11 protein-coding genes, 1 tRNA gene and 1 pseudogene are annotated in these 13,311 nt (G+C 43.3%); 2 read left to right on the top strand and 11 right to left on the bottom strand.

Annotated features, from left to right (window positions below; translation table 11 throughout):
• Nucleotides 1-66: 66 nt before the first annotated feature.
• Nucleotides 67-978: an RpnC/YadD family protein gene (locus I2H87_RS12380; protein WP_195610165.1), complete on the bottom strand. Its 912-nt coding sequence runs from the start codon at nt 976-978 to the stop codon at nt 67-69.
• A gap of 395 nt (nt 979-1,373) precedes the next feature.
• On the opposite strand from I2H87_RS12380, the gene I2H87_RS12375 reads away from it, so the two are divergent.
• A tRNA-Cys gene (locus I2H87_RS12375) sits at nt 1,374-1,445 on the top strand.
• 88 nt (nt 1,446-1,533) lie between these two features.
• On the opposite strand, the gene I2H87_RS12370 is transcribed toward I2H87_RS12375, so the two are convergent.
• From I2H87_RS12370 to I2H87_RS12330, 9 genes are all read right to left on the bottom strand, one after another.
• Entirely contained in the window at nt 1,534-2,118 is a 585-nt protein-coding gene (locus I2H87_RS12370) for a sugar O-acetyltransferase (RefSeq protein WP_195610163.1), read from the bottom strand.
• 64 nt (nt 2,119-2,182) lie between these two features.
• Complete coding sequence (locus I2H87_RS12365) at nt 2,183-3,295, bottom strand: hypothetical protein (protein ID WP_195610162.1); 1,113 nt, start codon at nt 3,293-3,295, stop codon at nt 2,183-2,185.
• A 548-nt stretch (nt 3,296-3,843) separates the two neighbouring features.
• Nucleotides 3,844-4,827 (bottom strand): DUF4397 domain-containing protein, encoded by a 984-nt coding sequence (locus I2H87_RS12360; RefSeq protein ID WP_195610161.1) that lies wholly within the window; start codon nt 4,825-4,827, stop codon nt 3,844-3,846.
• A 158-nt stretch (nt 4,828-4,985) separates the two neighbouring features.
• A complete protein-coding gene (locus I2H87_RS12355; protein WP_117549886.1) occupies nt 4,986-5,639 on the bottom strand; it encodes an HAD family hydrolase in 654 nt (217 codons plus the stop codon).
• A 115-nt stretch (nt 5,640-5,754) separates the two neighbouring features.
• Nucleotides 5,755-6,573, bottom strand: a complete 819-nt coding sequence (locus I2H87_RS12350; RefSeq protein ID WP_009266978.1) for a BtpA/SgcQ family protein — start codon at nt 6,571-6,573, stop codon at nt 5,755-5,757.
• A 31-nt stretch (nt 6,574-6,604) separates the two neighbouring features.
• The gene (locus tag I2H87_RS12345) at nt 6,605-7,456 is read right to left on the bottom strand and encodes a PTS system mannose/fructose/sorbose family transporter subunit IID (protein WP_195610159.1); all 852 of its coding nucleotides are present in this window, start codon (nt 7,454-7,456) and stop codon (nt 6,605-6,607) included.
• A gap of 2 nt (nt 7,457-7,458) precedes the next feature.
• Complete coding sequence (locus I2H87_RS12340; RefSeq protein ID WP_009266980.1) at nt 7,459-8,211, bottom strand: PTS mannose/fructose/sorbose/N-acetylgalactosamine transporter subunit IIC; 753 nt, start codon at nt 8,209-8,211, stop codon at nt 7,459-7,461.
• Nucleotides 8,205-8,684, bottom strand: coding sequence for a PTS sugar transporter subunit IIB (locus tag I2H87_RS12335; RefSeq protein WP_009266981.1), 480 nt, complete (start codon nt 8,682-8,684; stop codon nt 8,205-8,207). The genes I2H87_RS12340 and I2H87_RS12335 overlap by 7 nt, the downstream gene beginning before the upstream one ends.
• Before the next feature lie 11 nt (nt 8,685-8,695).
• Nucleotides 8,696-9,094 (bottom strand): PTS sugar transporter subunit IIA, encoded by a 399-nt coding sequence (locus I2H87_RS12330; protein WP_009266982.1) that lies wholly within the window; start codon nt 9,092-9,094, stop codon nt 8,696-8,698.
• 273 nt (nt 9,095-9,367) lie between these two features.
• Here I2H87_RS12330 and I2H87_RS12325 point away from each other — a divergent pair, with 273 nt between their 5' ends.
• Entirely contained in the window at nt 9,368-11,830 is a 2,463-nt protein-coding gene (locus I2H87_RS12325; RefSeq protein ID WP_165853392.1) for a sigma 54-interacting transcriptional regulator, read from the top strand.
• A 236-nt stretch (nt 11,831-12,066) separates the two neighbouring features.
• Here the strand turns inward: I2H87_RS12325 and I2H87_RS12320 are convergent.
• Nucleotides 12,067-13,311, bottom strand: a pseudogene (locus I2H87_RS12320) (transposase); the annotation flags it as partial.

Raw genomic sequence — 13,311 nt, 5'->3', positions numbered from 1 at the left:
TTTCATAAAAAGCTTCCACCAGGTAGGATTTACTCCTACAAGGTGGAAGTTTGTCTTATCCCTCGATCAGCCTCTCAATTCTTCTATCATTTTTTCCACAATTTCTTCCGACTCCCCGGTCACCTTTACGATCTCCTCAATCGGCATATTCATCTCCAAAAGATTGGAAACCACTGTTTTGACTGCTTCCATTCGCCCTTCTTTCATTCCCGCTTTTAATCCCTCGGCTCTCCCCTCTTTTAAGCCTTCGGTTCGCCCCTCTCTTCTTGCCTTTCCTCTCTCAGCTTCAAACTCTTCTTCCATTAATTCGCGCAATGCCTCGCACATCTTTTTATCCTCCCTGTTAAATTGTTGTGTATTTGCCCGCACAATCACATCCATCATCGATTGATACAGTACATTCTTTCCATGTTTTTGATATTCATCGATCAGTTTTCTCGCCATCTGGCGCTCATGCAGATTATTGGTCAGACTACGCAGCCACAGATTTTCTGACGGATCTAGTTGACTTGCCACCAAAATCTGGATCGGGATCTGATCACCATACACATAGTAAATACCTTTTTCTGATTTGTGGATTTGATATTTTTTCACTTCTCTTAAGTGCCGGATCAGTTTTCTCGGATAATTCGTACTCACAAAAGTAATCGTCAGATCTTCAATTGAAATCGAATCCACATTTGCTACATCCGATTTGTAAAAACACGCATACCCGTACACTTTATAAAAATCATCCACACTCAGGTAATCCGTCGGACTTTTATACTCGATCACGTTATGCGTTCGAAAAATACGCCCGATATTTTTACGTATCCGTCTTTCTTTTTCCTTTTTGACCAAAACATCGATCGCCATCGGTTTGGTTCCCAGTTGATGTTCCGCTTCAAACGAAAAATACTTCGCCTCATCTCCCAATTCAATCTGTATTCCTGCAAAGAATGCCGGATGCCATTGAATCGTCTGCTCCTTTTGCTCCATTTAGAACCTCCTTTTTTCTGTTGTATCAGGAGATTCCCTTTTTTCGGAAACTCCTGCTTAATAAGTGAATAAAAGCATGAATTTTCCGAAAAACCAGAAGTGGGTTTAGATGCACAGTTACCAGAATCGAAACTGCATATAGAAACTATGACTTTCGTATTTCAAATCTTTACACATTTAAAATATTTCGTCATATCGTCAAGAAAATAATGCTTTTGTATCAGTATACCATCTTCTTTTTCCAAATAAAAGATAGCGCTCTGATTTCATCATCAAATATTTTTATAAGGCGAACAGTAAAAAAAATGAAAATATAAAAAATTAAGACAGCAGCGTTGACGTGCAAAAACAGATTTGATATAATAATATTGTTGTGAGTGACTTACTCACGGTAAGGCGCAGTAGCCAAGTGGTAAGGCGTGGGTCTGCAACACCCTGATTCACCGGTTCAAATCCGGTCTGCGCCTCTTAAAAAGCCCCGGAAATCGCAAAATTTCCGGGGCTTTTCATAATGACCGTCTTATATTTTTTCATAAGTCTTCGTCCTTTGTGTACTTACTTGTTTTCCCGTACAACCCGACACGGATTCCCATATGCGATAACATCATCCGGAACATCTTTTGTGACAACGCTTCCGGCTCCGATCACCACATTATTTCCGATCGTGACCCCCGGCATTATAATAACCCCGCCGCCAATCCAAACGTTATCGCCTATGATAACCGGCGCCGTCTGCGTTTTGCAAAACTCAAACGAGCCGTCTTCTTTCGGTTCTCCGAAACGATCGAATGCATTTGTCGGGTGAAACGCCGTATATATCTGAACATTCGGTGCAATCAATGCGTTATCTCCGATGCGGATCTCATTGTCATCTAAAAAAGTACAGTTCATATTTACTTCACAGTTGTTTCCGAAATAAATATTATTGCCGTAATCCACATAAAAAGGAGCCGTTATCCACAGATTTTTGCCTTTTCCGCCGAGTAATTCACATAATATCCTTTCTTTTTCTTCAAGATCCGACGATTTTGTCTGGTTATATTCCCTGACCAAATCTTTCGCCCTATGCCATTGAGTTAATAATTCCTCGTCTCCGCAATCATAAAGCTCACCTGCTAACATTTTTTCTCGTTCTGTCATAATTACCTCCGCATAATCTTTCCACGATCCGGTACGAGTTTCTTTCCGGGATGGATAATATTTGTCACTCTACTTTCAGACTCTCGTCCAGGATCAAAAGTTCACCGTTGCGTTCTATAATCCCCGGCTGAACGACAACGATCTTCATGCCCTCCTGTAATTCCAGATACTGAGAAGCATATCCCCAGACTCTGATCTGATCGCCCTCTTCCAGCTCGACAGCCTCGCCGACTGTGCCATCCTCATTCAAATGCTGATTGGCAACACAATACAGCTGCCCTGTTTTATCCTCTGCGATATAAAGCGAAATTTCCGAAGAGAGAGGTGTACCGGATAATTTTTCATATTCTCCGACTTCTTTGCTCCAAACAGTACCCTCACTATAAAAGCCGACGCTGAGATTCTCTTCATATCCCTCAATGATCGCATCGAAATTCTCTGCGTACGGTTCCATCTCCGACTGCACTTTCTGCTGATAAGCCGCAGTTTTCTCACTGGCTTCCTGCTGCTTTACTTCCTGCGGCTGATAATCCCGATATTCAAACACATTGTCAGAAGCCAGCGTGATCGTTGTACTATCCTCCATCAGCATCACTTTATAGACGGCAAGTTCATCATCCCCTACGGTACGGGTGATTGCAATGTTCCCGGCAGTACTGAATTTGTATCCATCCACATCTTCCAGAGCTTTCTGCAGAGCATCATCTGCCATTGCACAATTGATCCCGTTCAGCGTGACAAAAAAATCCGGATCCGGCATATCTTTTTTTGCCGAATATTCCAGTTCGATCACGGTTCCGCCATCAGCCGGGCTGCACGGTTCCGTTCCATCATTAACGATCGCCGCATCCAGTTCGTGTTCATCTTTCGCAAACTCACCGTAGATACGTTCCCCCGGCTGAAGCAGCACTTCTGCCGCCTCGTACTCTTCCGTCTCCAGACTCCACCCTGCCTGAACCAATTTCGCAGTCTCCAACGGAAGAGTATAATAAGTTCCATCCAATACAAGCTCCGGTGTTCCGTCATTTTTCAACTGGGATAAAATCGCTTCATCCGTACATCCTTCTGCATTTCCGATCCCTTTCTCTTCCGGCTCCTGCGGTTTGGAACCGCATCCTGCAAGCATACTGCACACAAATACACTCCCCGCCAATAACATGATCCACTGTTTTTTCATCGCATCTCCTCCTCTTACTGCCGCACGATCCTTTTTGCAATATACAAAGGACATACGACCAAAGGGAATCTTCCTCTCTGATCGTATGTTCTCTTACACTGACATCTGCACCGATATACAAAAGGATTATGCCTTTATGTATCGATACTTTTATTTGATTATATCAACTTCCTCCGGCTTTTACAACGAAAATGCCAGATCATAAGCAATTTCACAGCCGGAATGATCACTCTGTTTTTAATTTCGCACGTTCCATATGGAATAAAGTAAATAATGCTTCATACTTTTATCCATTTTTCTTCCTCCTTGCAAAATGCTTTCGCATTACATATTAGAAGATATTGTACCACTTTCAAAAAAATTTACTTTGAAAAACAAGATATTTTATTGTTTTTTTATTTTCGCACTTACACATCACACTTACACACTTTTTACCTACGCTATAATTAATCTACGTTGCATAGGAAATCTCATTTCTTATGCGAAAGACAAACAAAAAGGACGCCGGGAACTCACGATCATGCTCCCGGCTTCTCTCACTATTTTCCCTAATCTGCCAACAACGAATAATCTTCCGTGAACACGCCGTTCAGCCCCGGAAATACATACGCATCCCCGATCACATACAGCGTATACATTTTTCCCGGTTCCACCCACTCAGTCAGATCAAAGATTTCCGCTCCGCTCTCCGCCTCCGTAACGAGGAACATCTGCTGTCCCTCCATAAACTGCCGGTACGCGGATACGCTCTTAAACCGAAGATCATCAAATACGATCCGCCCGGTGCGGTTCACCACGTCGATCGCAGGCGCATTGTAAGAAAGATTCGCCGCACGGACACAGGCGAAATTCTGCATCTGGTTTCTGCATGGAAAATCAGGAACAAGTACCATTGCGATCCCATTCATGCCATTTACAAGCACAATGGTATACACATCTCCGTCATTGAACAAAAACCGCTCCCGCGCCAGCACAGCTCCTCTTCTTCCGGCTTCGGTCACAAGGATCTGCTTAAATCCGGTCGTCTCCGTATAATAAGAAGTGACTTCGCCGTACGGCACCTGATGCGCCACTGTCTTATTCCCGATAGAAATGTTCACCGGATCAAATCCCGCCGCCGCATTCAAAAAACGGATCGTACAATAAGAGGGACGGTTGTTTGAACCTCCCGGCATATTCCCCGGGAAGACCGGGATCGGATACACCGCGATCGGCGGCCACTGTCCCCCAGGAAATCCTCCCGGTCTGTTCGGTCGATTCGGGCGGTTTGGTCGCCCTCCATTTCCACCGCCGGACGGCGGCATCGACGGAAGCGACGGGGTCGGCAGCGGATAATCCGGATTTTCCCCCGGTATAAACGGAAACTCCATGTCAGGAAATTCCATCTCCGGGAAATCCCCGTCCGGCATCCCCTCGTTTTCTCCCGGCGGCGGACCAAATTCCGGTGTTTCCGGAGATAATTCTGCTCTTCTCCTTTGATCTTCCCGCGGTTCTTCGTTTGATTTCTGCATATTTTCATTTTGGTCTGGCATGACACGATTCCCTTTCTGCACATCAGTTCTACAATACTGTATGATATGCAGATCTCGTCTGAATTGTGCCTGCCGGAATATCTTTTATTTTCCTGCTGTCGATATACAAGGCGTATACGCTTACTCACTGACGGCAGCGTCGATATACACCGCCGCTATCAAAGCATCAGTTCCGCCGCTTCCCTGTAATCCCGCACTTTCCGGTCTGCTTCGGAGACATCCTGTTTGATTCTGGAGCCGCAGTAAGCGATCACTTTACATCCCGCAGATTTTCCGGCAAGGATTCCGTTTTTAGAATCTTCGATCACAACCGTTGTCTCCACATCCGCACGCATGATCTCCAACGCTTTCAGATACAGATCCGGCGCCGGTTTTGCTTTTCCTGCCGATTCTTTTCCCAGAATGACCTTAAAATACTTCCCAAGCCCGAGATGGCTTACAATTTGTTCCACATACGATGTGCTTGACGAAGACACGACCGCCAGTTCGATATCCTGCCTGTTCATTTCTTCCAGAAATGCAGTCAGCCCCGGCATTTCGCTGATATTCTCCATTGAAAATTCTTCGTCAAACTGCCTGCGCTGTCCGTCGATCAATTCTTGAACAGAATATTGCTCCAGACCAAATTGTCTTCTCACTTTCTCCGTAATACTTTCAATATCACTGCCAACCAGATACGCCAGATCATCGATCGTTGTATCGATACCCAATAATTTCAGATAATGAACCAGACTCGTTAAGTAGATCATTTCACTGTCCACCAGAACACCATCACAGTCCATCAATATCGTCTTTATTCTCTGCTCACCCATACTTCTTTTTCACTCCTCCAACAGGTTGTAATCTCCTGCAAATCAAGACACTTTTTTCACATACACGACAGTCAAAAGGACCGTCCGAAAATGATCCGGACGGTCCCTGCATTTTTTAAAGATTTGCTCTGAACTCTTTTAATTTGTCCATAAAGCGGCGTACCCGCTCTTTGTCTACCGGATTTTCAAATACTCCGTCTTTCTTTAACGATGTCGCGATAAATGCCGCGTCTACTACGGAAAATGTCTGTTCGATCGTCTCATATTTCACGCCTGTGGAAGCGACCAGAACCATATCCGGCATGCTTTCCCTCAAGCCATTCAGCAGATCCATGTCAACCGGCTGTCCCGCGGTTGCCCCCGGCACTGCAAATCCATCCGGAAGATTCATAAAATGAGCTGCTTTTGCAGATTCCAGCGGATCTCTTCCACCGATGTCCGCACTGGATTCCGGAACAACACCGTGGATCATTTTTACATTGTCTGCATGAAGATTATGACGTAATCTTACATAATCACCGATCGACGCATTCACCAGACCGAGATTGCCCGAATAAACACCGGAAAATGTGCCTCTCGTCCACTGCGCCCCTGTGGTAGCGCAGAGTGCGATACTGTCTGTCGGACTGCTGATCACATTTGCACCGTAAGGCACTTTGATCTCCGGCTGGAGTTTTCCCATCAGGAATGCCATCGCGGAAACGATCTCTTTCGACGGATTCTGCTGATAAGGAAAACTAAATTCGTTGGAAAACTGCAGCGCGTCAATTCCGCCCTCCTGCAATGCATGGATATCGTCCACTGCCATTTCATATACTTTGTTCATGCCTCCCTCGGCATCATACAAAGGATCTCCCGGCAAAGCCTTTAAATGCACAAGTCCGATTGCTGCCTTTTCTGTTCCGATCACATCTGTCAACCATGTTTTTCTCATTTTTTTGCTTCTCCTTTTCTATCCGATTTTCTTATAAAATTCCGATTGCCGCTGCTGCCACTGAAATGACGATCAGGATCGCCATGATCTTAAAGATACTTACATTTTTCTTCATCAATCCAAAGCACAACAATACAAATCCAACGCTCAGCATGCCAGGTAAAATGGAATCCAGCAATTCCTGGATCACAACGCTCGTGTCATTGATATGTATTTCCAACGGAGTTATGATATTAACATTGTTCACCATCATCGCGCCTGCGATCGTCATACCAAGAATAGACAAGCTGTTTGTGATTTTTCTCATAATAGAGGCATCTGTAATTTTAGCAAATACGTTCTGTCCTAATTTATATCCGTTGAAGAATGTAAAATATCCCATCAGCGCAATATAAATTCCCATGATAAGCGTGTAGAAAAACGGCGCCGCGATATTTCCGTCCAATGTCATATCCACAAAAATAGCCAGAAGCACGGTGGAAACAAGACCTTGTGTGATCGTATCTCCAATTCCTGCCAACGGTCCCATCAGACCTACTTTCACACTGTTGATCGTCTCATCGGTAATATTTTCATCCCCGTTCGCTTTCTTTTCTTCCATCGAACAAACGATTCCGGGTATAAACGCTCCCCAGTTATTCTCTGTATTGAAAAATACCATATGACGTTTTAATGCCGCCGCACGTTCTTCCTTTGTTTTATACAGCCGGTTGATGATCGGAGTCATTGCATGGCAGAATCCCAAAGACATCAGACGTTCATAGCTCAGACAACTTTCCGAAGTTGACTCCCACAGCAAAAAACAGTGCCACAAATCCTTTTTTCTCAGTTTTCTATCATTATTTTCCGCATTCTGCTCAACAGCTCTTACTTTCTCTGCCATTTCTAACCCTCACTTTCTGTCAGTTTATCCAACCGCAATGTTACATACAATACTGCACAGGCAATTCCCAATACTGCACAGGCGATAATGCTCATATGCAGATAAGCAACACACAAATATCCAATTGCGATAAACGGAGCGAATTTCATATTGAATACCGTTTTCAACATCATCGCGATTCCCAATGCCGGCAGTACCATTCCAACGGTTGTCAGCGCGGTCGTCACAAATGCCGGAATGCTGTTCATGAAACTCTCCAGATACCCGGATCCGAAATATACCGCTACAAATGCCGGGATTCCGTATAACACAAATGTCAATAACTGCGGAAGCAGCCAGTTAAAGATCCAGATTTTCTTTGTTTCCCCTTTTTCGATATATTTATCAGCCATATGTACAAAGGAAACACTTACGGTCATAAAAATGTTGCTTGCGATCAGTCCCAATGTTCCAAGCGTCACTGCGATCGTAACCGCGATCTCCGGAGTCTGATGCGCACCGATACATACCGCCGTAGCGATAATGCTCGCATAGCATTTATCATAAGAAGCAATTCCTCCGACGGTTACATTTCCCATATACAACAGCTGAATGGTCGCTCCGATCATCGCGCCGGACTTCCAGTCGCCCATCAGGATTCCGGTTATCGTTCCCGTCACCAACGGCGCCCCTCTGATGATCCAGCAAAAATATTCGTTAAATACTCTACCATTCATAAATGCCCATATCGATACTAGAATTGACTGAATCAGCATGTTTTTCCCTCCTCGTACATTGTCTGCCTGTCATTCGGCGTTACCTGAAAATATACTTTTACTCCGCTTTCCTGCATTTCTTTCAGCGTTTTCTTTTCTTCTTCACTTGCCGAAATGTTTTTAAACAATTTTTTTCGCTCCGCGTTTGCTCCCATACCGCCGACATTCAGTTCACGATGCTGAAGACCCGCGTCAAACAACTGTTTTGCGACCATCGGATATTTCACAAGGATCAACGTGTTCTTATCGGATTCATCATACTCTTTTACCAGTTTCAGTATCTGATCTGTTCCTGTGATCACAAGTTCTGTGTCCGGAGGCGCTACCATTTTCATCACATTTGTGATAAATACATCTTTGGAAACCACATCGTCTACGATCCAGATTCGTTTGATCGAAAGACTCTTTGCCCACGCCGCTACAATCTGTCCATGAATCAGACGATCATCGATTCTCACCATTTTTACACTCATTTTCCTACCTCCTACACTCTCTCATCCAAGTCGATAATTCCTTCTGCTCCGCATTTGATCACGCTCTCCTTTAATTCCGAAACGCTCATATTCTGCAGGCTGTCCATTGCCTCCAACACCATGGGAAGATTCATTCCGGTGACAACAGCCATATCGATCTTACCCTGATTTTGATTATAGATCCTCGACGCCGTGATAAATGGCGTTCCGCCAAATATATCGACCAGAACCAGTATTCCCTCCGGCGATTGCTGCACTTTACTTAAAATCTCTTCTTCGTAATGTGCTAAATCCGTGCCTGAGAGAAGGGAAATACAATCAATTCCATCGACTTCCCCGTAAATCATCTGGGATGTGGCAAGCAATTCTCTTGCCAGATTCCCATGACTCAACAGTAAAACCTTACACATTTTCCTACCTCCGTGTCGCTTTTGTTTTGATGAACTGATTATATAGCCCACTTTCTCTTTGTGCAAATTATCTTATTTTTTAACACATTATCCATCCGTGTTGTGCGTTTTATCTTATGACATCATTTATTTTTTGGTTATTCTTTACACTTTATTAACTTTTTGTGTTATACTTTTTATAATTTCAACACTTTTACACAATTAAAAAACACTTATTTTCTTAGTGTGTCAGTTTTTTATATCTTTTGGCACGAAATAATGAAAGGAAATTTTATGAAACGAGATCAAAAAGTACTTGAGCGGGTACACAACTTAACTTTATCCTTTTTAGCTGCCGGTTCTCTGGACTTTCAGGGTACTGACGCCGCCTCCCTTGCGATCGACCTGAAACTGGATCGTTCCAATGTTTCGCGGATTTTAAACGACCTGTGGAAAGATAAATTGCTGATCAAAATCCTCGGCAGACCCACTTTGTTTCTGGACACTTCCGCTTTAAAAGAATACTATCCAAATCAGATCATCCCCTCTGTCATCGCGCGCGGTGAAAAGCTTTCCAACTTCCTCTCAACCGAGTCTTCCTCGGAGCAGGCAGTTTCCATTTATCCTGCTTCGCGCAACAGTCTGGACGATCTGATCTGTGCCAACGGCACGCTCAACAAAGAAATTTCACTTGCCAAGGCAGCCGCAGCCTATCCGCCGCACGGACTTCCAACTTACATTTACGGAAACGAGGGGGTCGGCAAACGTCGTTTTGCAAAATGTATCTACCAGTTTGCCCTTGAAAATGATATTCTCAAAAAAAATGCCCCTTTTATCAGCGTTTCCTGCCATACCCTCTCAAATGATCCGGGCGTGTTCCGCAAACAACTTCTCGGGGTATCGAAATCCTCCGCGTCCGCAAAATCCCAGAAAGGCTTTTTAGATCTGGCACAGAACGGGATCTTATTTTTCGAGGGAGTCGAGGCATTGCCGCCCTCCTCTTTGGATCTGCTCACTTCAGTCATCAAGAAGCTTTCCTATACACGTGTGGGAGATGTCATGACACATTCGCTGGACTGTATGCTGCTTTTTTCTTCTCATTTACCTCCGGAAGATCCGGCGCTTTCCATGCTGACCAATGTGATCCCCGCATCCTTAAAAATCCCGGATCTGAACAACTGGTCCGTCAGCGAACGGTTCCATATCGTACTGTCTGCATTTTCCAAAGAAGCGTCCGCCATCGGATGCATGATCCGGATCCATAAAGAGATTTTCTCTCTTTTTGTCACTATGAACTATGAACGGAATATTACCGAATTAAAAAATGACATCCGCAGCGTCTGTTCCAAAGCATATCTGACCAGTTTTTTGAACAAACAGAATATTGTGTACATCACATGGGAGCACCTCTCCGATAAAATGCTGAACTGGAATTCCAAAAATAATAGTCTCTCCCCTGAGATTCTGGATTTTCTTTCACATCTGGAAAGTGATTCCATTATTTTCGATAAGGATGGAACAAGTTCGATCGACTATGTACTGCAGAACACAAATTCCGTTGCACAGTCATTCACAGAACCTGATTTTCTACTGAATTCTCCGGACTCTTCCATCGAAGACGTGAAAGAATACCTGCACAGCAATATTTTGTCCTTAAATGACTGCGGACATATCCAGTTGGAAACCATTAAGAAAAATATCAACCCGGTAGTATACTCTACCGTCATCACAGAGTTAAAACTTCAGGATCGCTATCCCGACTACCACAAGCATCTTCATCTGCTTTACGGAATCCTGCTACATATCACAAATGTGATCAAACGTGAAGCCGGAACTGTTCCGGTTTCCGTCAATCTGGAAACCGATACCGCTGTTTCAAAAAAACTGATGCCGGAAGAATTTAAAGTCGTCTGCCAGATTTTAAAATCACTCAGCAGGATTTACAACATTACATTTCACTCACAGGAAATTGATTTTATCGCCTCCTACTTTTCGATTTTGAACCAGTGGAGCACCCATATATCCCCCGGGATTCTTCTGATCTGTCACGGAAATTCCACAGCAGCCGACATGGTATCCTGTGCCAGAGAAAAAATGAAAGGAGATTATGCCCTTGATTTTATCAATTTTTCACCCGATATGACGTTGGAAGACTGCCTGTCTCTTGCCTGTGTAAAAGCAAAAGAACTGAACCATGGCGCCGGCGTACTCTTTTTATGCGATCTGGAACCACTTACAACGATCGGGGAATATATTCAGAACGAAACAGATATTCCGATCCGTGTCCTCTCACCGGTCACACTGCCGCTTCTTTTGAAATGCGTCGAGATGGCGACATCAAACACATTGACATTGCAGGAACTGCCGATGGAATCCGGCACAAAAGAGTTCCTCTCCAACGAACCGTCAAATGAATTTGTCCGGAATCTGCTGGAAAAAGTATTAAAGAAAAATTGTATTTTTCTGGATATTGAAAAGGCGGTGACTATCCTGACCCATTGTCTGGAGAACACTCTTGCCGACTTAAACCGGTCACTCTCCAATGAAATCGCCGCAAAATATCTGTGTCATTGTTGTAATATGCTGGAGCGTGTCATACGAAAGGAATTCTGGAATTATTCCAATCTGAACACATTTGTCAATACAAATGCAAAAATCCTGCATATTGTGGAGCAGAATTTAGAGTATGCCGAAGCAAGTTTCGGAATCAATATTCCATCCAGCGAACTTGCTTATATTGCAGAAATCTTTCTCTGATCCCGCATTTTAATTTTGGTATTTTTCATCGACCGTATCGCACCTTGTACGCTGACACATTGCTATGAATCACCGGAAGGGGCTGTAAAAAAAGCCTTTGATTAAGAAAACGCCAGAACCGGCATTTGCCTGAACTGGCGTTTCTTTGTATGAATATTCCCATTTCTGCTCATACATACACCTTTTCGTATAAAAAATGGTGTACTTAATAAGCATCAGCCAATAACGCTTAAATTTTAAGCAACTTTCATTTGTCGCTGTTTTTTGTTGTGATGTTTATAAAGATTGAATCCGCATGAAATTAGTGTAAGTTCGAGAATTACATTTTTCTCGCCTCTCCGAAATAACCTTTTATAGGATTTATCCCACTTTAACACACCAAAGGTACCCTCGGATTGAATGCTTCAAGTCATTCTTAAAAGAGCTCCATGTATGGACTCAAGATTGTTCAGCACTTCCTGATGGATAGCGGTTAATTCTTGATTCATTCGGATTGTTCGGTTTTTGTGTGCTCTCGGGCAGCATTCCTGCTTATAGTGACACCCTTCACAAGATTCGCATTCGTACAGTTCTTCCGTTCTTCCATATTTATTATATTTCACAGGCTGTGTTCTCTTGAAGATAAATTTCTGCCCGTTTGGACATATGAGATTCCCATCTGAATCTTTTGCAAAATTTACAGCACGATATGGATTTTCACGGTATTTTTTGTCCGTCGTTTCTTTTTTGTACATGGTAAATTTCATATATTTTTCCATGCCGTGTTCTTCACAATAAAGATAATTATTGTAAGAACCGTATCCTGCATCGGCAACCGGATATTTCGGATAATGACCATATGTACGATTGAATTTTTCCATTAAAGGCACAAAACATTCCATGTCCGATGCATAAGGTTTTACATCGATTACGGCTATGTACTCATCACAGATGGCTGCCTGTAGGTTATATGCGGGGAGCAGCTGATCATTTCCCATGTAATCACGTTTCAGGCGCATAAAAGTCGCATCCTGATCAGTTTTTGAATAGCTGTTCCTTTCATCTCCGCAGATTTCTATATGACGCGCATAGGTTTTTAAACGTTTTAGATAGCCTTGCAGTTCCTGGTATTGTTTTTGCTGAATACTTTTTCTGTGTCCGCATCCGGAAACGAACAAATTTTCATCAAGTCCAGTTCCTCTTTTATACATCTCCAACAATTCAGAAACGTACTCAATTGCATACGCTTCACGCTTTTCAAGCTTTAGTCCCAGGTATCCAAGTACTTCCTGATTCATGGCATCAATCAGGATAGATATCTTAGCAAAGATTTTCTGACGATTTTTAATACAGAACTTTTTCCATACCCATGTATAACGATTGGCATTTGCTTCTATTTTTGTACCATCAATGTATGTATGCTGTAAATCCACATGATCTTTTGAAAAAATGTAAGCATTTATGTCCATGAATATCTGTTCTATGGAATCAGTCAGTTCATT

It is taken from the genome of Mediterraneibacter glycyrrhizinilyticus (assembly GCF_015560805.1).
In the GTDB taxonomy this organism is placed as follows: Bacteria; Bacillota; Clostridia; order Lachnospirales; family Lachnospiraceae; genus Schaedlerella; species Schaedlerella glycyrrhizinilytica_A.
Note: the sequence above shows the minus strand (reverse complement) of the source record. Positions and strands in the feature narration are given on the sequence as shown.